This is a genomic window from Flavobacterium galactosi, from assembly GCF_048158585.1.
In the GTDB taxonomy this organism is placed as follows: Bacteria; Bacteroidota; Bacteroidia; order Flavobacteriales; family Flavobacteriaceae; genus Flavobacterium; species Flavobacterium galactosi.
In genome coordinates, this window is sequence record NZ_JBLNKV010000001.1 from 37,341 (window position 1) to 60,204 (window position 22,864).

Sequence of the window (22,864 nt, forward strand, 5' to 3'; positions counted from 1 at the left end):
GTTCTCGCGAACAACTTTAAACTTTAAACTTTAAACAAAATTTCAACTTTAAACTATTTTCTAATCTGCTATATTCGGGTTCAACCATTTCATGGCTACTTCTGTCGAAACGCTTCTACGTTTGGCATAATCAATAACTTGGTCGTCTTTTATTTTTCCAAGTCCGAAGTACTTACTTTCCGGATTTCCAAAATAATAACCTGAAACCGATGAAGCCGGCCACATTGCCATACTTTCGGTTAAAGTCACTCCAATTTCTTGTTCTACATTTAGTAATTTCCAAATAGTAGGTTTTTCTAAATGGTCAGGACAAGCGGGATACCCTGGCGCCGGACGAATTCCTTTGTAATCTTCGGCAATCATTGCCTCGGTACTCAAAGCTTCATCAGATGAATAACCCCAAATTTCTTTACGGATTTTTTCGTGCAAATATTCGGCGAAAGCTTCCGCAAAACGATCCGCTAATGCTTTCACCATAATTGAATTGTAATCGTCTAAATCTCTTTCGAATTCAGCCGCCCATTCATCCACACCAAAACCGGTGGTGACGCAAAACACACCCATATAATCGACTTTTCCGCTTTCTTTTGGAGCAATAAAATCAGCCAATGCAATATTAGGAGCTCCTTTAGTTTTTTGTGATTGCTGACGTAAAGTCAAGAATGTCTGCAATGGTTTCCCATTTTCGTCTGTCAATTCAATATCATCATCGTTGATTTGATTCGCAGGGAAAATTCCGTAAATTCCTTTAGCGGTTAGTTTCTTTTCTCTCAAAATGACTTCCAACATTTCTTGTGCATCTGCAAAAACAGACGTTGCTTGTTCTCCTACTACCTCGTCCGTTAAAATCGCCGGATATTTTCCGAACAATTCCCATGTTCTAAAAAATGGAGTCCAGTCAATATACGGAACCAAAACATCTAAATCGACTTCGATAGTTTGCTCTCCAATTACATTTGGTTTTACAGGAGTAAAATTCTCCCAATCCAACTGCAATTTATTTTTACGTGCTTGCTCAATGGTTAGGAAATTTTTATCACGCGAACGATTTAAAAATGTTTCTCTAAACACATCATATTCGGCTCTAATGTCGCTTGCGTATATCTTTCTATCCTTATTCAATAAACTCCCCGCCACTGTCACCGCTCTCGAAGCATCGTTTACGTGAATTACCGTTTCTCTATATTGAGGTGCAATTTTCACGGCAGTATGGGCTCTAGAAGTCGTTGCTCCACCAATCATTACCGGGATTTTCATCCCTCTTTTATCTAATTCTTTGGCCAGATATACCATTTCGTCCAGTGACGGCGTGATTAATCCGCTTAATCCAATAATATCTACGTTGTGCTCAATGGCAGCTGCAATAATTTTTTCAGGTGGTACCATTACGCCCAAATCTACAATCTCATAATTATTACAGGCCAGCACCACGCTAACAATATTTTTTCCAATATCGTGTACATCGCCTTTTACGGTTGCCATCAGGATTTTTCCATTTCCTTGCTTGTCACCCGCTTGTTTGCTAGCTTCTATGTAAGGCAACAAATAGGCTACGGCTTTTTTCATTACTCGTGCTGATTTTACTACTTGTGGCAAAAACATTTTACCGGAACCAAATAAATCACCCACAACATTCATTCCTGTCATCAAGTTAATTTCGATAACTTCAATAGGTTTTGTAGCTGCCTGTCGGGCTTCTTCAACGTCTAGTTCTATAAAGGCATCGACCCCTTTTACAAGTGAATGCGTAATTCGTTCTTGAACTGTTCCAGAACGCCATTCTTGGACTGCTTTTTCAATACTCTTTACATCTCCTTTTACATTCTCTGCAAAATCCAATAATCTTTCCGTGGCATCATCACGACGGTTTAGAATTACATCTTCAACGTGTTCTAATAAATCCTTTGGAATTTCGTCATAAATGGAAAGCATTTCCGGATTTACGATTCCCATTGTCATACCATGCTGAATCGCATGATATAAAAACACAGAGTGCATCGCTTCCCGAACCGTGTCATTTCCTCTAAACGAAAACGAAACATTACTTACCCCACCGCTAATGTGTGCATGAGGAAGATTTTCCCTAACCCATTTGGTCCCTCTAAAGAAATCCAATGCGTTCAGCCGGTGTTCTTCCATTCCTGTCGCAACTGGAAATATATTTAAATCGAAAATAATATCCTGCGGAGGAAAACCAACTTTATTTACCAAAATATCATACGACCGTTGGCAAATTTCTACCCGGCGTTCGTAATTATCAGCTTGTCCAGTTTCATCAAAAGCCATAATAATTGCTGCAGCGCCGTAGCGCTTAATCAATTTAGCATGATGAATGAATTGCTCTTCCCCTTCTTTCAACGAAATTGAGTTTACGACACTTTTTCCTTGTACCACTTTCAGACCCGCCTCGATGATATCCCACTTCGAGCTATCAATCATGATTGGAACTCTGGAAATATCAGGTTCGGCAGCGATTAAATTTAGGAATTTTGTCATGGCATATTCACCATCAAGCATTCCTTCATCCATATTAATATCGATGATTTGCGCGCCACCTTCCACTTGTTCTTTAGCAATACTGAGTGCTTCTTCGTATTTCTCTTCCTTAATTAATCGAAGGAATTTTCTAGAACCTGTAACATTGGTTCGTTCCCCGATATTTACAAAAACGCTTTGTGGTGTAATAATTAAAGGTTCTAATCCCGATAATACAAGGTTTCTTCTCTTTTCTGCGTGTGCCATTTTTGTTTTATTTAATCCTGCACCGTTTTAGAAACCGTGTAGGTTTATGCTTTTGTTATTTTTCTACAATTTTTAAAACTTGCAGTTCGTTTTTGTTTCTTATTATTTTGGGCGTGACCCAAGGGTCGGGCTATTCGTTACAAGTCCTCGACTAATTCCGCTTTCGCTTCATTTGTCTGTGGGCTTTTAATTGCTATCCCTCACGCGGATATTAGACACTAACATCATCTATCATCAACAGAATATCCTCGTAATCCTATTTCCTTTTCATTCAACGGGAATAAATTCCGTTATCATTACCACATATATACAACGGAATAAATTCCGTTGCAACAAAATATATCGTTCGTACCGAACTCGTACTTCGCTAGCGCGAGCGTCCCGCTCGTGCCTATTCTAAATTATAATTCTATTGTTCAAAATATTTTTGACCTGCCTTTGTTTGTGGGCACGAGCGGGATGCTCGCGCTAGCAGGGGTTTAGTTAGACGCGATAAATCGCGTCTCTACGTTTTACATTGTTGCTGTTGATACTCTAGGCTTATAATCCTTTGCGATATCAGCAATCAACTTGATATGTTCTGGGGTTGTTCCGCAACAGCCGCCTATGATATTTACTAAATTATCGTCTAAATATTCTTTGATAAATGCTTGCATTTGTTCAGGTGTTTCATCGTACTCTCCAAAAGCATTTGGCAATCCTGCATTAGGATGTGCCGATACATTGAATGAAGTATTATGCGCCAAGGTTTGTAGATACGGTTTAAGCAAATCGGCACCCAAGGCGCAATTGAATCCTACACTCAACAATGGAATGTGCGAAACTGAAACCAAAAAAGCTTCAACCGTTTGTCCTGAAAGTGTTCTTCCTGATGCATCGGTAATTGTTCCTGAAACCATGATTGGAATATCGATATTGCGTTCGTCTTTGACTTCTTCAATGGCGAAAAGTGCGGCTTTAGCATTTAACGTATCGAAAATGGTTTCTACCAAAAGCAAATCACTCCCTCCATCAATCAAGGCTTCCACTTGTTGTTTGTACGCAATGCGTAAATCATCAAAAGTTACGGCCCGGTAACCCGGATCGTTTACATCTGGTGACATGCTTGCCGTTCTGTTTGTTGGTCCTATTGAACCGGCTACAAAACGAGGTTTATCTGGATTTTTGGCTGTAAATTCATCGGCTACTTCACGCGCAATTCTTGCCGATTCATAGTTTAATTCGTAAACAATATCTTCGAGATGATAATCTGCCATTCCGATGGTGGTACTTGAAAACGTATTGGTTTCCACGATATCGGCTCCCGCTTCATAATAGGCTGCGTGAACAGCACGTATAGCTTGCGGCTGCGTGATGGATAATAAATCGTTGTTCCCTTTTAAAGAATGTGGAAAATCTTTGAAACGTTCTCCACGAAAATCTTCTTCCGAAAAATTGTAACGTTGTAACATCGTTCCCATAGCTCCATCGAGTATGAGTATGTTTTTTTTAATGGCTTCTTGAATACTTGACATTTTATTTTTTTATTGTTGTGCTGTTATGGTTGAAATAAAACCAAAAAAACACGAATTTTTACTCTTTAGCCCCGATTATCTCACTTAATTCCTAATTTTCATAGGAGTTCGATGAACTACGTTTGCAGTGTAAATCCTTTTACTTTTTTCTTTAAAAAAGTAAAAGATTGCAACGAAAAGCGGGAACAATGACGACAAAAATTGCGCCAATCATTCGCTCCTGATACTGAAATAAATTTAGTAAGTAAATATCGATATGTTTGTCAAGAAAAGGTTTGAGAAATACTGTAGAAGTATTCTTATGTTATCTATCTTAAATGCTGAATAATTCAGTATAAAGTAGAATGTAGCACCTTCTTTAAAGATAAAGGGTTGCTAAGGTTTCATCGGGTCTTTCCCTCCGCCTTTCGTGATAACTTTCAATAAAAATAGGAACACTGCAAAGTAAAGACATAGCGTTAATACTTGCAAGTATTAACGCTATATTTTTTTACTAGTTTTATACTATGGCTTTTACCACTGCTTTTGGAGCCTCTTTACGGGTTCCGTCAAATCCGTCAACGCCAGAAACTGTAGTATATTTTAATACATATTTCTTACCTGGATTGATGATTTGGTATGCTGCCTGGCACATTAAAGTCGCTTCGTGGAATCCACAAAGAATCAATTTTAATTTCCCCGGGTATGTATTTACGTCACCAATGGCAAAAATTCCAGGAATATTCGTTTGGTAATCCAAAGCATTATTTACTTTAATGGCATTTTTTTCAATGTCTAATCCCCAGTCTCCGATAGGACCTAATTTTGGTGTTAATCCAAAAAGCGGAATAAAATAATCTGTTTCTATAGTACGGTGTGCTCCATTTTCCTCAATATCAATTGATTCTAAATGTTCGGCTCCGTTCAAACCAATTACTTCTGCTGGCGTGATCATTCTTATTTTCCCTAAATCTTTCAATTCTTGTACTTTTTCTACAGAATCTAAAGCTCCTCTAAATTCATTTCTACGGTGAATCAAAGTCACCTCTGAAGCAATTTTAGACAAGAAAATACTCCAGTCCAAAGCAGAATCACCACCTCCGGCAATTACAACTCTTTTGTCTCTGAATTTCTCCGGGTTTTTGATGAAATATTTTATCCCTTTATCTTCGTAAAATTCGATATCTTCGATAAGTGGTTTTCTTGGTTCAAAACTTCCTAATCCACCGGCAATAGCCACAACCGAAGCATGAAATTTCTTTCCTTTATTTGAGGTTACAATAAAACTTCCGTCTTCTTGCTTTTCTATAGTTTCTGCACGTTCGCCCAGCGTAAAACCTGGTTCGAATTGTTTGATTTGTTCCATCAAATTATCAACTAAATCACCCGCTAATACTTCAGGAAAACCTGGAATATCATAAATAGGTTTTTTTGGATACAATTCTGAAAGTTGTCCGCCCGCTTGTGGCAGTGCGTCTAAAATATGACATTTTAGTTTTAACAATCCTGCTTCAAAAACTGCAAATAAACCTGTTGGTCCGGCTCCTATAATTAATATGTCTGTTTTAACCATTTTTTTATTCTTTATATAATGTAATTGTGATAAACTATTTTACTGCAAATTAACGATTGATTTTTACTGTTTTAAATGATAAATATCATTCGTTACTTATTGGTTCTTTTATTCTTTATTTTTTAACGCTTCAGTGATTTCATTCATTTTTTGAACTTTTTCTTCGAAATTTCCTTTCAGCGTTTTGCGATATTCATTTAGGTTTTCGACCATTTTATTGATATCGTCCGGAATTATTTCTTCGAAAAATTCGCGTAATCTTTTGGCTGTTGTCGGTGATTTCCCGTTTGTTGAAATGGCTATTTTGACATTTCCTTTGGTTACAATTCCTCCCAAATAATAATCACATAATGGCGGCGTATCGGCAATATTGCAAATCAAATATCTTTTTCGTGACAAGTCGAATATTCGTTTATTGACTCTCAAATCATCGGTACAAGCAATAACCATGTGCCGTTTCTTCAACATCTTTTTCTTGAACTTGGCTTTAGTCAATTTCACCGAAGGATGTTTTTCCACCAAAGCTACCAGTTCTTGTGAGAATTTCGGAGCTACGACCTCAACATTAGCATTGGGACTGGATTTTAGCATAAACGATAACTTTTCCAAACCCACATTTCCTCCACCTACAATAAGTACATTGAGGTTGTGTAATTTTAAAAATATTGGATATAATTCGTTCCTCTCCCCAGCCCTCTCCGAAGGAAAGGGTGCCGAGTCTTGATTGTTGGAATATAATTCGTTTTGCTCCATTATTATCTTATTTCAGATGCTATAAATTCTTCGTAAAACCCTTTGAACTTGCTACTCTCTTTTACCACTTCTCCAATAACAATTATCGCTGGTGAACTTAACTTGTTCTCCGCCACAACTTGTTGGATAGTGTTAACCGTTCCAACACCCACTTTTTCTTGTGGAGTAGTTCCGTTTTGAATAATCGCAATTGGAGTTTCTCCTTTGGATTCTTTTTGGAATAAAGACACAATTTGCGATAGCTTACTCATTCCCATCAAAATCACTACTGTTGCTGATGATTGCGCTGCGAGAGCTACATCATCTGACAAATTCCTGTCGGAAGTTGTACCTGTGATGACCCAAAAACTTTCGGAAACGCCTCTTTTTGTCAAAGAAATGCCTTGGTAAGCGGGAACTGCAATAGCTGATGAAATTCCGGGCACCACAAATGTAGGGATTCCAAAACTTTCGGCATATTCTATTTCTTCACTTCCACGACCAAAAATAAATGGATCTCCACCTTTTAACCGAACCACATTCCCATACGTAAGCGCATTATCTACAATCAACTGATTGATTTGATCTTGCGAATACTCATGTGCTCCAATTCTTTTTCCCACAAATAGTTTTATGGCAGTTTTTGGCGCGTGATTCATTATTTCTTCATTGGCCAGCGCATCATACAAAACCACATTCGCTTCAGCAAGTGCTTTTACTCCTTTCAGAGTAAGCAAATCTGGGTCACCGGGACCCGCACCTACTAAAGTTACTTTTGGTTGTATTGTATTATGCATCAGCTAAATCTTTGGCTCTGTATTTTTCTATTTTATCAAAAAAGGCAACTCCTTCTTGAATGTATTTTTGTGCAAATTCCGCAGAAGGCTCATTCGCTTTGATTTGATAAACCAAATCTTTAAAGCTTGAATCCAATTCGATTTTTTTGCTTTCGATAAAAACCGTATCAAATAAATCAATAATTCCAGCGTGGTGATTTGTTTTTTGATTTTCGGCCAATAATATTGCTTTGGCTCCATTTACAAAACCTGCGTAGGCTAAATAAATCGCATCTGCCCATTTTTTATCTTCGAAAGCTTCCTGTGCAAAAGTTAATTTGTCTTTGGCTTCCAATAGTAATGTAGCCACTAAATCAATAACTACACCTGCACATTCTCCAACTCCAACTGCTTTTACATAGTTATCGGCATTACCCCAATCTACAAAATCAGCTTCGGTAAGATTAGTCAAATCAGCTAATGGTTTCAAGAATTCGTAGAAATATTTCTCTCCTTTGGCATCATAATAATTCAAGAATGATTGTCCGTTTCCGTTCGCTTCAAAATCATTTAAGATATAACGCAACGCATCTGGTCCTCTTCTACTTGGAATTTTGATTACTTTATCCGAAAATCTTCCGTTTCCGTTACCTAAATTCCCTCCGCCTAATAATACTTGAAGCGCTGGAGCAACTAGTTTTCCTGCATTAATTGACATTCCTTGGAAACCAATTTCGGACATATTGTGTTGTCCGCAAGCATTCATACAACCGCTAATTTTAATTGCGATTTCTTGATTATTGCTATATTGTGGATATTCAGCTTTTAATACTCTTTCTAATTCATCTGCAATACCAGTACTGCTTGCGATTCCTAAATTACAAGTATCTGTTCCCGGGCAAGCCGTGATATCTCCGATAGTATCATATCCTAAAGCAACAAAATCCAATTTGGCTAATTCTTGATAAAAGAATGCTAGATTTTCTTCTTTAATATTACGTAAAACGATGTTTTGTCTTAATGAAAAACGCAATTCATTAGCACCATAATTTTTAATCAAATCCGCTAATAATCTTGCTTTATCTGTATAAAAATCTCCTAAAAGTACTTTAATACCAATAGCAACATATCCTGCTTGTTTTTGCGCAATCACATTCGATTTTTTCCAAGCTTCAAAAGCTTCAACATCAGCAATCGTTACTGATGGTACTGCCAACAAAGGTTCTGTAATTGGTCCTTCAAATGCAGTAGTGTCTATTTCGTAGGTATGAAACGGAAGGGCTTTTTTCTCTTCGTCAACCAAACGCAAAAACTCCTCACGACCTAAGTCTTTGATTAAAAACTTCATACGTGCTTTCAAACGTTTTGCTCTTTCTCCGTAACGGTCAAAAACCCTGATTATACCTTCGGCAGTTGGAATAATTTGGTTAACAGGTATAAATTCTGAAAGCAATTCGGCGTGACTTGGTTGAGAACCTAAACCACCGGCAAACATTATTTTGAACCCTTTTTCGCCATTTACAATTTTTGGAATAAATCCTAAATCATGCAAATAACTCAAAGCAGTATCTTTATCAGAAGAGGAGAATGATATTTTGAACTTACGTCCCATTTCTTGACAAATTGGGTTACGTAATAAATATTGAAACAAACCATGCGCATAAGGCGACACGTCAAAAGGTTCGTCAACATCTACACCTGCTAATTCACTTCCTGTAATATTACGCACCGTGTTTCCACAAGCTTCTCTCAAAGTGATATCATCTTTGGCTAACTCAGACCATAGTTCAGGAGTTCTATCTAAACTCACATAGTGAATTTGAATATCCTGACGGGTTGTAATGTGCAAACGTCCCGTTGAATATTCATCTGATACTTCAGTAATTCTCTTCAATTGCTCGCTGGTCACTTTTCCGTATGGCAATTTAATACGAATCATTTGCACGCCTTCTTGACGTTGACCGTAAATACCACGTGCCAAACGAAGACTGCGAAAACGCTCATCGTCAATTTGTCCACTTCGGAATGAATGAATTTTTTTCTCTAAATCGATAATCTCTTTTTGAACAATCGGGTCTTCTATTTCGGTTCTAAAACTTTGCATCTTTTTTAGCTTTTAGCTATTGGCTTTGGGCTTTTAGCTGTTAATCTATATCTTTAAACTTATTTATTTTTTTAGCAAAAGCTAAAAATTATTTTATAAAACCAACTCCTGCTGTTGTATTGGTTGCAGCATCTATTAAGATGAAAGCTCCGTTAGATTTATTATCAGTGTAAGCATCAAAATAAATGGCTTTGCTCAATTTAATAGTTACTTCTCCAATTTCATTTATAGCTAATTGAGTCGCTGGAGTTGTTCCAGAATAATCGGTTGCAATTACGTTTTTTACACTATCAATTTTTGCCAAAACTCTATTGCTATTGTGTTGTACATAATATTTTGCACCTGCCACTAATTTTTTACTGTCCATCCAACAAACAGTTGTTGTGATGTCTTTTTCAATTTTAGGAAGTTCATTAGATTTTACAATCATATCACCTCTGGTTACATTGATGTCATTATCTAATTCGATAGTGATAGAAGAACCAGCCGTAGCTTCGTCAAATTGTTTATCAAAAAAGTGAATATTCGTTACTGTAGATTCTGTTAAAGAAGGAAGTACTGTTACGGCATCCCCTACTTTAATATTGTTCCCATATAATTTTCCGGCATACCCTCTAAAATCGTGATATTCCTCAGTTTTTGGTCGGATTACTGTTTGAACAGGGAAACGTGCGATTCCGTTTTCATAGATATCATTTGGCTCTAAAGATTCCAAATGTTCCAAAACCGTCTGTCCGGTGTACCAAGGCATATTCTCCGATTTATCGGCAACATTACCACCATTGATTGCACTTAACGGAATGTAACTTACATTTTGTTCTTTGAAAGCGCTTTTTGCATTTAATGCCTGAAAGTCTGCTTTGATTTTATTGTATACTTCTTCTGAATAATCAACTAAATCCATTTTGTTTACCGCAACAATTACATCTTTTACTCTCAATAAATTATTGATAAAAAAGTGACGGTAGGTTTGCTCAATAACTCCTTTACGAGCATCAATCAAAATGATTGAAACTTGTGAAGTCGAAGCTCCGGTAACCATGTTACGCGTATATTCTACGTGACCTGGAGTATCGGCAATAATGTAACTTTTTTTGGCAGTCGAAAAATAAATATGAGCCACATCAATCGTGATTCCTTGTTCTCTTTCAGCAACCAAACCATCGGTAGCCAATGAGAAATCTAAATAATCGTATCCTTTTTGCTTACTGCTTTTTTCTATTGCTTCAATCTTATCTGTAGTCAACGATTTTGTATCGTATAATAATCTCCCGATTAATGTACTTTTTCCGTCATCTACACTTCCTGCTGTTGCTATTTTTAAAACTTCCATCAGTTTTTATTTTTTATTTTAAATATTGAATTTTAAATTTTATTTTAAGTGTCGAATTTTAAATTTTAAATGCTTCCGAAATAATTCAAACATTTAGAATTTATAATTTAAAATAATTTTCTAAAAGTACCCTTGTTGTTTTCTTTTTTCCATTGCAGCTTCAGAACGTTTATCATCAATTCTGGCTCCTCTTTCAGAAATAGTTGAAGATCTAATTTCACCAACCACTTCTTGAATAGTTGCTGCATAAGAATCAACGGCAGCAGTACAACTCATATCTCCAACAGTTCTAAAACGAACAATTCTTTCCTCGATTTCTTCATCTTCTTCTTGGTATACAAAAGGAGAATGCGACCAAATCATACCATCTCTTATGAATACTTTACGTTTATGCGAAAAGTAAATCGATGGAATTTCTATTTGCTCTTGTTCGATATAACTCCAAACATCTAATTCAGTCCAGTTCGAAATTGGAAAAACACGAACGTTCTGACCGTTTTCAATTTTTCCATTCAAAAGATCAAATAATTCAGGACGCTGATTTTTTTCATCCCATTGACCAAAATCATCACGAACAGAAAAAATACGTTCTTTAGCTCTTGCTTTTTCTTCATCTCTACGCGCACCACCAATACAAGCATCAAATTTGAATTCTTCAATAGCATCCAAAAGTGTTGTAGTTTGCAAACTGTTTCTACTAGAATATTTCCCAGACTCTTCTACTACTTTACCTTCATCTATTGCATCCTGCACATTACGAATGATTAATTCCAATCCTAATTCAGCTACCAATTTATCTCTAAACGCAATAGTTTCAGGAAAGTTATGCCCTGTATCAACATGTAACAATGGGAAAGGAATTTTAGCAGGGAAAAAGGCTTTCTGCGCTAAACGCACCAATGTAATTGAATCTTTTCCACCAGAGAAAAGCAAAACCGGTTTGTCAAATTGAGAAATAACTTCTCTAAAAATGTATATCGCTTCGCTTTCTAAAGCGTTTGTTTTTAATATTGAACTCATCATTCTTTGTTTATTTGGTAATTTGTTTTTTTGTTAATCAGTTTTCGTTTAAACGATTAAACTTTTATTTTTGGTGTAAACCACATTCTTTATGACTCGATTCCCATGACCATCTTCCTGCTCTGATATCTTCGCCTTCGGCTATGGCTCTCGTACAAGGCGCGCAACCAATGCTTACAAACCCTTTTTTGTGTAAAGCGTTTTGTGGCACATTATTATCATCAATATATTTTTGAACCTCGGCTAAAGTCCATTTCAATAACGGATTAAATTTGATGATGTTGAAATGAGCATCGTATTCAAAGGCTGCCAAATCATTTCTGTTTTCTGATTGTTCCGCACGCAAACCGGTAATCCAAATTTCATTTCCTTTTAAAGCTTTGGTCAACGGAGCCACTTTTCGAATAAAACAACATTCTTTTCTATTCTCCACTGATTCGTAGAAACTGTTTGGTCCTTTTTTGTTTAACAATTCTTCAACCGCGGTTGCTTCCGGAAAATAGGTTTTAATATCTATTTTATATTTTTTCAATGTCTTATGAAAAACATCGTAAGTTTCTTGGAACATTCTTCCTGTATCCAAAGTAAAAATGGTAATCGGCAAATCATTTTTGGCAATTAAAGCCGTTATCACTTGGTCTTCCTGCCCGAAAGAAGTTGAAAAAACAACTTTATTCTTATATTCATTAGCTAAAAAAGCAAGCGTTTCCTCAATGGAAAAACCTTTTGTTTTTTCTAATAAAGTATTTACTATAGCTATACTCATAATCTCGTTTCTCTTTTATAAAAATTTAGATAATGTTTTTAAACTCAAAACAATTATCAATATTCCAACCGCAATCATCATTGGCTTTCTTTGAATTTTATTAACCAAATAAGCCGCAAGTGGTGCCGCAGCAACCCCTCCTACAATCAATCCTACAATCACCTGCCAACCGTGTATCCCACCAAAAAGCATAAAAGTAATTCCACTTGCAAAAGAAACGGCAAATTCAGCAGCATTCACAGAACCAATAGTGTAACGAGGATTTCTACCTCGTCCAAGTAATGTTGAAGTCACAATAGGTCCCCAACCGCCTCCACCAACAGCATCCATAAAACCCCCAAAAGTAGCCAAAACACCTAAGCGTTTTGTTTTCTTTTTGATAATATTCTTTTTCGTGGCTTTTCTAATAATTATAACAGCCAAAGCAATCATATATACCGCAATAAAAGGCTTTATCACATCACCATCAATCACATCCGACAATAAATAAGCTCCAACAACAGAACCAATCACCCCTGGAATTAAAAGGTTTTTTACTAACTTTTTATTTATGTTTCCAAATCTATGATGAGAAATTGCCGACGCTCCCGTTGTAAACATTTCAGCAACGTGTACTCCAGCACTACTAATGACTGGCGGAACTCCATACGCTAACAAAAAAGATGTTGACGTAGCTCCATAACCCATCCCTAAAGTCCCATCCACTAATTGAGCAAAAATCCCAATCAAGACAAATATTAAAAACTCTTGGTTAAACCCGGCTACAAAACCATTCCAAGAAAATTCAGCATAATGATTATACACCAATGTTGACAATAACCCTACTAACAAAACAACAGGAATAATAACCCACAAACGTTTTGTAAACGAAACTTCCGGTTTTAATGCCTCACTGTTTATTTTCAATTCTTTATTCATATTTTCCATGTAAAACTAATTTGACTCAATCATGTCTATTGCCCTATCGGCTTAGTAGATTACTCCACAAAGATACTACTTATTTATAAATAACAAAATAATATTTGGATTTTTCACATTAAAAAAACGTCCTAAAAGACTCAATAATTGAAATCAATTAGTTTCAATACTTATTTGTCATTTACCAAGAACCAATCAATTTGAATACAAGTAACCGACTTCATTCTATCACTACGAACTTAAACTATTTGAAAAACATATTAAACTTCCACCAAACTCAATAGGATGGTAAATTTATTTAATTGCACATTATTAAGGAGAAGATTGATTTATTTTCACTTTTTAAAATATATTTCACAAACTCTACCTTACCTATAGGACAATTATAAAAATAGTTGTTATTTTGTCAAAAAATTTCTTTCATGGATTTTCAATTAGGATTAGTCGTTGCAGGTTTAGTAGTTGGTTTTATAGTAGGCTTAACAGGTGTGGGAGGAGGATCTTTAATGACTCCAATTTTATTATGGTTTGGTATTCCACCAACTACTGCCGTTGGAACCGATTTATTGTATGCGGCTTTTACTAAAGTAGGCGGCGTGTTTGTACATCATAAAAAAGGCAATATAAATTGGTCCATCACCGGCTGGCTTACTTTAGGCAGTGTTCCCGCAGCTTTACTAACTTTATGGATATTAAATAGTATCAAAACAGACATTTCAACTATAAATGCTGTAATAAAATACAGTTTGGGTTGGGCGCTACTTTTTACTTCGATAGCCATTTTGTTCAAAAAGAAACTTTTAGTTTTTTCTCAAAAACATGCTGGTGATAAATTCCATAGTCAGAGTAAAACTCAAAATGTATTAACTATCGCTATTGGCGTAATGCTGGGCGCAACTGTGACCCTTACTTCGATAGGAGCTGGTGCTTTAGGTACCGTTACTTTATTTTTCCTGTACCCACTTTTGCCAACTCCGAGATTAGTCGGAACAGAGATTGCTCATGCCGTCCCTTTAACTCTTGTTGCAGGAATAGGACATGCCTCAATGGGAAATTTAGATTTAGGGCTATTAGGCCAGTTATTAATAGGATCATTTCCTGGAATTTTTATAGGAAGTATGTTGAGTGGAAAAGTACCTGATTTGTTTCTTAGAAATGCTATTGCGATAATGTTATTTTTCGTGGGATATAAATTGGTTTTTTAGCTTTTATGAAGAAATATTTTAATTGAAATTGACATATAAAAATGGTTCTATAATCCATTTTTGACCACATTATTTTTTACAAAAAAAGGCCATTCCATTGGGTTAATTCAATGAAATGGTCTTTTTTATGTTATTTTATTTGACAGAATAGACTAAAAAGTAATATCCGCTAATGAATTGTTTTCCAAAATCATTAAGGTATTGTCACGCACTTCAGTCATTAGCTTATGAACGGAACAATTTACCTCATCAATACAATCATCACATTTTTCATAAAAGTTATGACTTACACAAGGCAATAGGGCAATAGGCCCTTCAAGAATGCGGTATACATGAGCCATATTAATATCTTTTGGCTCTTTAATCAGGTAATAACCTCCGCCTTTTCCTTTTTTTGCTCCCAAAAAACCAGAATAGCGTAAGAGTAATAAAATACTTTCCAAAAACTTAATAGAAATATTTTCACTTTTTGCAATATCCGAAATGGGAACCGGGGTTTGATTCTCTTGCCGAGCCAAAAATGACAAAGCTTTTATTCCGTATTTAGTCTTTTTTGAAAGCATATTTAAGTGAATTAAGATTGTTCATTAACGATTGTTGATTTCAAATTTTAAAGTAATCCGAAATCAACATGTCTTTTATTGTAACAACAAAAATATACTTTTTGATTTAAGAATAAGGAATGGAGATTAACGATTTTTGACATACGCTAAATCTGAAATCAAAAATCCCTATGAAAGCGCTTGCTCCAAATCAGCAATTACATCTTTTACTGTTTCTAAACCTACTGAAACACGTACCAAACCATCAGTTATACTTACTGCCAAACGTTCTTCAACAGATAATTTACTGTGTGTTGTAGAGGCTGGATGCGTTACAATAGTTCTCGTATCACCAATATTTGCCGAAAGGGAACAGAGTTTTATTTTATCAAGAAATTGTCGCCCTGCTTCTATTCCGCCTTTGATTTCAAAAGCAATAATATTACCTCCCAAAAGCATTTGTTTTTTGGCTATTTCATATTTTGGATGTGATTTCAAAAACGGATATTTCACGCTGTTCACATTCGGATTATTTTCTAGAAACTCAGCTACTTTCAAAGCATTTTCGCAATGTTTTTCGACACGAACTACCAATGTTTCTAAACTTTTAGATAAAATCCAAGCATTGAATGGGGATAATGCGGGCCCTGTATTTCTAGAAAACAAATAAATTTGACGAATCAAATCTTCGCTACCTACCGTTACTCCGCCCAAAACTCTACCTTGTCCATCTATTAATTTGGTAGCTGAATGCACCACTAAATGCGCTCCCCATTTTATAGGTTGTTGAATATAAGGCGTTGCAAAACAATTGTCGATGATTAAAATCAAATTGTGTTTCTTGGCAATAGCTCCTAATAATTCCAAATCAATAATATCTACTGCAGGATTTGTAGGCGACTCGGCATACAATATTTTGGTATTTGGTTTAATGAAACTCTCAATAGTTTCTGGCTTATTAATATCAAAATACGAGGTTTCGATATTCCATTTTGGAAAATAAGTCATAAACAAAGCGTGCGTAGAACCAAAAACACTACTTGCAGAAACAATATGATCCCCTGAATTCAACAAAGCTGCAAACGTAGAATATACCGCAGCCATTCCTGTTGCAAAAGCATAACCAGCTTCGGCTCCTTCCATTTTGCAAATTTTATCAACAAACTCAGTTGTGTTTGGATTGCTGAAACGACTGTAAATATTGCGTTCTTTTTCTTCTGTAAAAGAGGCACGCATGTCTTCGGCATCTTCAAATACAAAACTGGATGATAAATATAAAGGCACGGAATGCTCCTGATATTGTGATCTTTCTAATTGGGTACGGATGGCTTGGGTTTCAAAACCAAAATCTTGTTCGTTCATTTTTTTTAATATTTAACACGAATTGCACAAATTTGCACAAATTCAAATTGTTTTAATTGTATTCCTTGAAGCTAAATTTAGATTTTGGCTAATTCCACTCCGTTTAAAACTACTTTATAATGTATGGTCGCTGTTGGCTCTACTGTTTTGGCAACCGAGCAATATTTTTCGAAAGAAAGTTGGGCTGCTTTCGAGGCTTTATCTTCTTTGATATTCCCTTCAAGTGAAAAAACCACGTAAATATCTTTGAATGGTTTTGCATCCCCAACTTGCACACGTTCACCTTCAACATCAGCTTTGAAAGAGGTAATTTCTTGACGTTGTTTTTTCAAGATTGAAATCATGTCAATTCCGCTGCAACCCGCAACTCCCATTAATATTAATTCCATTGGGCTTGGACCCATATCATTACCGCCAAAATCAGGCCTGGCATCCACATTTACTATATGACCACGTTCATTTTTTAATTCGAAGTGAAAGTTTTCGTTTACTCTGTCTAATGTTATTTTCATCTTGTATTTTTTTTATATCTTAAATCAAAAATCGTTACCCGAGCCTGAAAGAGTGAACAGACAAAGCAATCTGCAATCTTAAATCGTTATCCTTTATCTGACAATCTCAAAATATCCCCAAAAACCCCTCTCGCCGTCACGGCTGATCCAGCTCCTGCGCCTTGAATTACAATGGGTCTGTCTCCATAAGATTCCGTGTAAATTTCGAAGAAAGAATCAGAACCTTTTAATCCACCTAATGCCGTATCCGAAGGTACCGAAACCAATTTCACTTCTAGATTTCCTTTGTCGTTTTGTAAATCACCTGATAATTCACCTATGTATCGCAACACGTGATTTGGTTTTTGTTTCGCTTTAATTTTATCATAAATAGGATCAAACTCCTTCAATTTATTTAGAAAATCGGAAACATCACCTTCCCGTAAATGTTCCGGAATTAAATTCTGAATGTTGATTTCTTCAAATTCATTTTGCAAATCTAATTCTCTTGCCAAAATTAATAATTTTCTACCAACATCGTTCCCACACAAATCTTCTCTTGGGTCAGGTTCCGTATATCCATTATCAATTGCTTCTTTCAATATCTCACTAAATGGCACCTCTTTTGCAGAAAAATTATTGAACAAATAACTCAATGTACCCGAAAAAACGCCTTTGATTTTTGTGATATTTTCGCCTGAAAGATGCAGTAATTTTATCGTATCTATCAATGGCAATCCAGCTCCTACATTGGTTTCATACAAATAACTCTTTTGATTATCCGCTAATACTTTTCGCAATTTTTTATAAAAGCTATAGCTTAATGTATTTGCCACTTTATTAGAGGAAATCAAATCGAAACCATTCTCTATCAAAGGAATATAATTTTCTACAAATACAGCACTTGCTGTGTTATCAATAGCAATTAAATTCTCCAAGTGATGCTCATTTGCGTAAGCGATAACATCGTCAATTGTATAGGAGAATCCATTATTTTGGATTTCATTTTTCCAGTTTGGAGTGACACCATTTTTATTTAAAAGCACATTTTTAGAGTTTGCAATTGCAAAAACATTCAGCTTAATGTCTTTCCTTTTCTCAATACTTGCCGCTGATTCCAGTATTTGGTTAATCAAAGTTCCTCCTACTAATCCATGCCCGAAAATGGCAATATTAATTTTCTTGGAAACTCCAAAAATCTCCCCGTGAATCACATTTAACGCTTTGTGAAGTTGTGATTTTTTCACCACCAAACTTACGTTTTTACCGGTAACCGTGTTATTGAAAAGTATAGGGACAATTTTATTTTTTATCAACGCCGTGTAGGGCTTGTGAAACGTACTCAAATCCTGCCCAATGATTGAAATCACCGAAACATTATCGGTTACCGTGATTTTATTCACATCCTTCGAGTAGAAATCATTTTCGAATTCTTTCTCCAGTTCAATCATTGCTTTCGTTGCCTTATCGGCATCAACCACCAAACCGATTCCTCTTTCTGAAGAACCTTGAGAAATAATACTGACGCTAATATCATTGTCGCCCATCACTCTAAAAATTCGGGCATCGACACCTGTTTTTCCTAGCAATCCTCTTCCTTCCAGATTTACCAACGACACATTTTCAAGTACCGAAAGTGTTTTAATCCCCTCTTTGTTAGAATTAGAAGTGATTAATGTCCCTTTATTTTCGTGGTTGAATGTATTTAAGATACGAAGCGGAATATTTTTTTCCAATAAAGGAATAATCGTTTTGGCGTGCAATATCGTTGCCCCAAAATTAGCCAATTCATTTGCTTCGTTAAAAGTCAAATGATCTATTTTTTTAGCATCAGGAACTAAATCCGGGTTGGCTGTGTAAATTCCATCAACATGCGTATAATTCTGCAGTTCTTCCGCATCGATATAATTCGCAATCAATGAAGCAGTATAGTTACTCCCGTTTCTTCCTAAAGTCGTAGTGTCGTTCTTACTATTTGAGCCTATAAAACCGGTAACCACATTTACAGTTGTTCCGTTATTTTGTTTGAAATAATTGATTACGTTTTTCTTAGAAAGTTGTTCCAAAGGTTGTGCGTCTCCAAATTTCGAATCCGTTTTAATTAATTCTCTTGTATCTGCAAAACGCGCATTTACTCCATTTTTAATTAAAATAGCCGTCAGTAATTTTGCCGAAAGCAACTCTCCTTTTGAAAGCACTTGATCTTTAATTTTATTACTGTAATCACCAATTAAACTTACGCCTTCAAAAAGTTTTTCAAGAACATTGAATTCTTCTGACAAATCAACTTCATCATAATCATCTTGTTGATATTTTTTAAAGTCTTCAAATAATTCTTTATAATTACCATTTTTAGAGGCAACTCCTAAAATTTCTTCCAATTCATCTGTAGCATTTCCTCTTGCCGAAACTACTATTGCAATTTTTTCTCCTTGATTTACTTTATCAGTAATAATAGCGACCACTTTGTTTATTCCCTCGCCATTCGATAAAGATTTACCTCCAAATTTTAATATTTTCATTGTGTACGTTTTTTATATGGTGTCGCCCCTAAAAATGGAGGCAAGCAAATTGTCTAATTGTTTGTATTCTATTAAAAAAGCATCGTGTCCGTGAATGGAAACAATCTCTTGATAGGTAATATTATTTTTATATTTTTTTAATTCCTGATACGTCGCTCTATTTTCACTTACCGTAAAAAACAAGTCTGAATCGATTCCAATGATGTGAATGTCAGCTTCAATTTTGGATGCAATTTTTTCAAATGAATCACTATTTCGAGTAATATCAATTGTTTTGAGCAATTGATTCATCATTTTATAAGACGAAAGTTGGAATCGTTTTTGGAGTTTTTCACCGTGATGACACAACCAGCTTTCAATGTTAAAAATGGCTAATTCCTCATTAATGGTTCTCTGAAATTTCGACTTAAACGATTCCGGAGTTCTATAACAAAGCATCGCATGAATCCGAGCATCTTCAATAGGTTTTGAAGAATTATTCAGAATTTGCTCCTGCAAAAAGCAATTGGCTATCAACCAATCTGTCGATTTCCAATCGGTTGCAATCGGAATTAAATGTTGTGTTATTTTTGGTTCCAAAGCTGCTATTTCCCAAGCAATTCCACCTCCTACTGAACCACCAATAATAGCATACAGCTGTTTTATTTTAAGGAAATGAATGCCTTCAATAAAAATTCTGGCGATATCTCTGGCGTTAAAATCCAAATGATTTTCAATGATGGTATCATCAAAACCATTTCCAGGAACGTTAAAAGCCAGTACCGTGTATTTATTTGTGTCTATGGTTTTGCTTTCACCAATTAAATCATTCCACCAACCGTTCACTCCCACAACTTGGGAATTTCCAGTTAATGCATGATTTACCAAAACTATTGGAGCTGTATGTAAAGCTGGACCAAAAACTTGAAAACTTAGGTTTAAGGTAGCATAAAAAGCCCCACTTTCTGTGGTGAAATTTTGTAATGTAATAGGTGTTGGTTTATTTTCCAATTTCAAATCTTTTATGATTTTTTGATTTGTGTCTGGAAATATTAGAAAGAAAGCTAGAAGTAAACTAGAAGAATTCTTTGTGTTATCTTTCCTTTAGCTTCTGAAACAATTCAGAACAAAGGTAGAATGCAGCACCTTCTTCGATTTACCGAAGGGTTGCTAAGGCTTCATCGGGTCTAATCCCTCTGCCTTTCTTTATAACATTTCAATACGTTTTTGAACTTAAAGGCACAAATTAACTACTATTTTTTTTAACAACCAAATTTTATGTGAATTGATTCCTTGAAAAACAATCTAGAAAAAGTAACTCACAATTGTTTTTCAACGAAGGAAGAATCCCATTAAGTGGATTTTATCCTTCGCCGAAACAACAACTTTTAGTACGAATATCAGGAAAATCAAAACTGTTATTCAAATTCGATTTTTTAAATAAAAAGCTCTTCATTTTCTTTTGAATACATTAGAAAAAGTAAAGAATTTGGCACTATTTTTTGTGCCAAAGGATCGTTTTTTGACACTTCAAATCTTGGATGGATCAATTCATTTTTTGAATCGCTACTGTTTTCTATTTTGTTCCTGAAACTAAAGTTTTTTAGCAACCGAAAGGTCCTTGGGAAATATTTTGTTGCGCTCATAATTATAAGATATTAGATGTTACTTTTTTATTTTGATTAATTATAGATTCTGAAACAATTCAGAATAAATGAAAAAACCCTTTTAGATACATATCCAAAAGGGTTTTAAGTTGTGTTATAAACTTATACTTTTGGAATCAACAGACATGAATACACATAATGGCATTGGCACAAATCATGTTTTTGACCTTCGAATTAATTGTTTTCTGTTGATTTAGCGTATTCATTTTATTCTTGATTTTTTTATGTTTAAAAAATTACGACCGATGCATTTCAAAAAAAAAGCCTCCCGTTATCCGGGAGGCTTTTGCTATATAAATTTTTAATTTAAATTTAAGCAACAAGCGACCCGCAGGATTTCTCCTGAATGGCTTTTGACATATTGCACACATTAAATTTCATCTTTGTTTTTTTTCTTACAGCAAATATGCTAATTGTTTTTGAATTTTCCAAATAAAAACCAGAAAATTTAATACTAATTACGTTCCCGTTACAACCTAACTGTTCCGACCTGCTTCATTTGATTTAAATACCGAATCTGTTTTACATTCCTCCTTCTTTTCAAGAAAAAATTGCTATTCTAAGCGCTGACGTAATTTGGTTGTTTGTGATGATTCAAAATAGGGTTTAAAATATCGGACAATTGATTGAATTCTATTAAAAAAGCATCGTGCCCATGAATGGATTGGATTTGGTGGTAAAAAACATTTTGTTTTATATTTTTCAATCCAAAGTAGGTTTTCCGGCTTTCATCAACAATAAACAAGTAATCCGAATCAACTGCAACCAGATGAATATTCGCTTGAATGGTATTGGCTACAGCCAAAAAATCTTTCCTATTGCGGGTGATATCATTCGTTTTTAGCAAATGATTCATCAATTTATAAGCTGCTAATCGGTATCGGTCTTTCAATTTTAACCCATGATCGAGCAACCAATTTTCGATTTGGAGAATGGAGGAACTGTCTAGTTTATTTCTTTGAAATCTTTGATTCACATATTCCGGCGTTCTGTACAACAACGTAGCGTGCAATCGAGCATCCACAATGGGGTCATCCGAGTGATTGAGAATCTGATCTTGAATCAAAACATTCGCAATTAACCAGTCTGTCGCTTTCCAATCTGTAGCAATAGGGATTAGATTTTCAATTTTATCGGGCTCTAAAACTGCCATTTCCCATGCAATTGCACCTCCCAGACTTCCTCCAATAACAGCAAAAAGATTTTCAATTTTCAAAAAAGACAATCCTTCCCAAAAAATCCGAGCAATGTCCCGAACGGTGAAATCGCGGTAGTTATCGATAAAATTCTCCAGGACATCATCATATCCATTCCCAGGAATATTGAAGGCGATAACCGTAAAATAATTAGTATCAATGGCTTTGTTTTCTCCTATTATACCATTCCACCAACCATTTTTACCACTAACATTTGAATTTCCCGTTAAAGAATGATTCACTAAAATAATTGGATAACTACCAATAGGCTTACCAAAAACTTGATACGATAAAGAAATGTATGGCTTCTGCTTCCCTATTTCTAAATCAAAATTAAAGAGATCTATTTTTTCTATATTTTTCATTTTAAATAATTTTTAAGATTGAATTGATTAAAATTTGATTTTAACGGTGACAAATTATTGCTACACATTTCTATTTTA

The 22,864-nt window shown here is 35.3% G+C and carries 17 protein-coding genes and 2 riboswitches; of the genes, 1 reads left to right on the forward strand and 16 read right to left on the reverse strand.

Translation table 11 applies throughout. From position 1 onward, the window contains the following. Window positions 1-60: 60 nt before the first annotated feature. The 10 genes from metH to ACM55M_RS00215 all read right to left on the reverse strand — a co-directional run bounded on the left by metH (window position 61) and on the right by ACM55M_RS00215 (window position 13,466). The gene (metH, locus tag ACM55M_RS00170; RefSeq protein ID WP_416855444.1) at window positions 61-2,742 is read right to left on the reverse strand and encodes a methionine synthase; all 2,682 of its coding nucleotides are present in this window, start codon (window positions 2,740-2,742) and stop codon (window positions 61-63) included. 512 nt (window positions 2,743-3,254) lie between these two features. Continuing rightward, entirely contained in the window at window positions 3,255-4,256 is a 1,002-nt protein-coding gene (locus tag ACM55M_RS00175) for a homocysteine S-methyltransferase family protein (protein WP_416855445.1), read from the reverse strand. A 301-nt stretch (window positions 4,257-4,557) separates the two neighbouring features. Beyond that, window positions 4,558-4,675: riboswitch (SAM riboswitch) on the reverse strand. 80 nt (window positions 4,676-4,755) lie between these two features. Further along, complete coding sequence (locus ACM55M_RS00180) at window positions 4,756-5,808, reverse strand: NAD(P)/FAD-dependent oxidoreductase (RefSeq protein WP_416848931.1); 1,053 nt, start codon at window positions 5,806-5,808, stop codon at window positions 4,756-4,758. Between the two features lie 108 nt (window positions 5,809-5,916). Continuing rightward, a complete protein-coding gene (locus ACM55M_RS00185; protein ID WP_416855446.1) occupies window positions 5,917-6,561 on the reverse strand; it encodes a precorrin-2 dehydrogenase/sirohydrochlorin ferrochelatase family protein in 645 nt (214 codons plus the stop codon). Window positions 6,562-6,563: 2 nt separating this feature from the next. Beyond that, window positions 6,564-7,337: a uroporphyrinogen-III C-methyltransferase gene (cobA, locus tag ACM55M_RS00190; protein WP_416855447.1), complete on the reverse strand. Its 774-nt coding sequence runs from the start codon at window positions 7,335-7,337 to the stop codon at window positions 6,564-6,566. Continuing rightward, complete coding sequence (locus tag ACM55M_RS00195) at window positions 7,330-9,420, reverse strand: nitrite reductase (RefSeq protein ID WP_416855448.1); 2,091 nt, start codon at window positions 9,418-9,420, stop codon at window positions 7,330-7,332. Before ACM55M_RS00195 ends, cobA begins: the two co-directional genes overlap by 8 nt. 88 nt (window positions 9,421-9,508) lie before the next feature. Beyond that, a complete protein-coding gene (locus tag ACM55M_RS00200; RefSeq protein WP_035668363.1) occupies window positions 9,509-10,753 on the reverse strand; it encodes a sulfate adenylyltransferase subunit 1 in 1,245 nt (414 codons plus the stop codon). 120 nt (window positions 10,754-10,873) lie between these two features. Then, window positions 10,874-11,773: a sulfate adenylyltransferase subunit CysD gene (gene cysD, locus ACM55M_RS00205; RefSeq protein WP_416856262.1), complete on the reverse strand. Its 900-nt coding sequence runs from the start codon at window positions 11,771-11,773 to the stop codon at window positions 10,874-10,876. Window positions 11,774-11,837: 64 nt separating this feature from the next. Then, window positions 11,838-12,539 (reverse strand): phosphoadenylyl-sulfate reductase, encoded by a 702-nt coding sequence (locus ACM55M_RS00210; RefSeq protein ID WP_416855449.1) that lies wholly within the window; start codon window positions 12,537-12,539, stop codon window positions 11,838-11,840. A gap of 15 nt (window positions 12,540-12,554) precedes the next feature. Next, a complete protein-coding gene (locus ACM55M_RS00215; protein ID WP_416855450.1) occupies window positions 12,555-13,466 on the reverse strand; it encodes a sulfite exporter TauE/SafE family protein in 912 nt (303 codons plus the stop codon). Window positions 13,467-13,879: 413 nt separating this feature from the next. Between ACM55M_RS00215 and ACM55M_RS00220 the strand changes: the two genes are divergently transcribed. Next, on the forward strand, window positions 13,880-14,662 hold the full coding sequence (locus tag ACM55M_RS00220) for a sulfite exporter TauE/SafE family protein (RefSeq protein WP_416855451.1): 783 nt from the start codon (window positions 13,880-13,882) through the stop codon (window positions 14,660-14,662). Window positions 14,663-14,814: 152 nt separating this feature from the next. On the opposite strand, the gene ACM55M_RS00225 is transcribed toward ACM55M_RS00220, so the two are convergent. From ACM55M_RS00225 to ACM55M_RS00250, 6 genes are all read right to left on the reverse strand, one after another. Beyond that, a complete protein-coding gene (locus ACM55M_RS00225) occupies window positions 14,815-15,225 on the reverse strand; it encodes an RrF2 family transcriptional regulator (protein ID WP_416845629.1) in 411 nt (136 codons plus the stop codon). Between the two features lie 168 nt (window positions 15,226-15,393). Further along, complete coding sequence (locus ACM55M_RS00230; protein ID WP_416854381.1) at window positions 15,394-16,566, reverse strand: trans-sulfuration enzyme family protein; 1,173 nt, start codon at window positions 16,564-16,566, stop codon at window positions 15,394-15,396. A 77-nt stretch (window positions 16,567-16,643) separates the two neighbouring features. Then, on the reverse strand, window positions 16,644-17,078 hold the full coding sequence (locus ACM55M_RS00235) for an OsmC family protein (protein WP_416855452.1): 435 nt from the start codon (window positions 17,076-17,078) through the stop codon (window positions 16,644-16,646). 86 nt (window positions 17,079-17,164) lie between these two features. Beyond that, window positions 17,165-19,579 carry a bifunctional aspartate kinase/homoserine dehydrogenase I gene (thrA, locus tag ACM55M_RS00240; RefSeq protein WP_416855453.1) on the reverse strand — a complete coding sequence of 805 codons (2,415 nt, stop codon included), beginning with the start codon at window positions 19,577-19,579 and terminating at the stop codon, window positions 17,165-17,167. Window positions 19,580-19,591: 12 nt separating this feature from the next. After that, on the reverse strand, window positions 19,592-20,569 hold the full coding sequence (locus ACM55M_RS00245) for an alpha/beta fold hydrolase (RefSeq protein WP_416855454.1): 978 nt from the start codon (window positions 20,567-20,569) through the stop codon (window positions 19,592-19,594). Window positions 20,570-20,648: 79 nt separating this feature from the next. Then, window positions 20,649-20,773, reverse strand: a riboswitch (SAM riboswitch). A 1,011-nt stretch (window positions 20,774-21,784) separates the two neighbouring features. Further along, entirely contained in the window at window positions 21,785-22,786 is a 1,002-nt protein-coding gene (locus ACM55M_RS00250; protein ID WP_416855455.1) for an alpha/beta fold hydrolase, read from the reverse strand. Window positions 22,787-22,864 lie beyond the last annotated feature (78 nt).